Source organism: Shewanella sp. S1-58-MNA-CIBAN-0166, assembly GCF_040310085.1.
In the GTDB taxonomy this organism is placed as follows: Bacteria; Pseudomonadota; Gammaproteobacteria; order Enterobacterales; family Shewanellaceae; genus Shewanella.
Genome location: NZ_JBEOPN010000076.1, coordinates 1 through 712, shown reverse-complemented (window position 1 = coordinate 712; position 712 = coordinate 1). Strand labels below are relative to the sequence as shown.

The 712-nt window shown below is 41.4% G+C and carries 1 protein-coding gene; it reads left to right on the top strand.

The genetic code is table 11. The features are described from left to right. The coding region (locus AAEY99_RS21135) for a hypothetical protein (protein WP_351011935.1) at nt 1-556 on the top strand (556 nt) is incomplete at its 5' end. Between the last annotated feature and the right edge of the window lie 156 nt (nt 557-712).

Below are 712 nucleotides of genomic sequence, written 5' to 3'. Positions count from 1 at the left end.
AATATTGGCAACCGTCTTAGCTTTGCTACTGTCAGCCTGCAATTCCACACCTACAAGTAATGTCACAAACTATGAGACGGCTGGGAATTTAGAATCTCCCAATCCTGTTGGATGTGTATCTGTAGGCGGGTTATCGAATAAGCAGAACCCAGTCGATATATTTACTGGACTGAATGCCTGCTTGATCAAAAACAACTACTCGAATGCTGCCGAGCTATATTTTGCTGGTATGTCTTATGGCTTTTTTGACACTAAACGTGTATCCGATATAACTGCACATCAAGCGATTAGTGTGCTGCGTATGAATTTATTTGCTGCGCAACCACAAGAAGTCTTGGATAAATTGCAAGCGGCGCTTACTAACATAAATTCTGACAATACTGCTATTTGTAAAAGCCTAACAAAATTAGGAGCGCCAGCTTATAAGCCAACCTATATGATTCAACATGGTATGGGGGCATTTACTGGTCAAAGCACTAAAGATGGTTTGGTGGAAAACTTTGATTCTGGAGCGGGTTGGAAAGATGCTTTATCTACAATTGCTAAGTGTGTTTAAAGCTAACAAGTCAATTATGTTCGCCCAGCAAGCTGGGCTGGGACGCGCAAACAGCACGCGCCCCATATTTAAAGCGTTATGCAGATAAATCGAATCCACCTATGGCATGTAATTTAACTTACGCAACATTGAGAATATCGTCAGTTGAAATGTCAC